Source organism: Cobetia sp. SIMBA_158, assembly GCF_046566945.1.
GTDB classification, from domain to species: domain Bacteria; phylum Pseudomonadota; class Gammaproteobacteria; order Pseudomonadales; family Halomonadaceae; genus Cobetia; species Cobetia amphilecti.
In genome coordinates, this window is sequence record NZ_JAWJYL010000212.1 from 1 (window position 1) to 289 (window position 289).

General features: G+C 32.2%; 1 protein-coding gene. It reads right to left on the bottom strand.

Features of this window, described 5'->3' with window-relative positions:
- The coding region (locus R2R70_RS19675) for a hypothetical protein (protein WP_410978848.1) at window positions 1–289 on the bottom strand (289 nt) is incomplete at both ends.

Genomic DNA, 289 nt, shown 5'->3' on the forward strand with positions numbered 1-289 from the left:
CTGTTTTCATCTTCTTTTTATTGGGGTTTTTTGAGTCCTTTCCAATAAATGTTGCAACAACTGTATGCTCTTTATCTTCAAGACCTCGAATAACATCTACATCTTCTTTTTCATAGTCTTTGCTGCCAGTATCCTTGTATAAAGAAATAGTTTTATTTGTTTTCTTATCAATGGTGAATTTAATCTTTCCACCTAACTTTTCTTTAATGGCTTGGATTCCAAAACCAGTACCTTTGAACTTAAATGAAAATGTCTGACCAACATCTTCAGCATATTTGGTATTCCATGA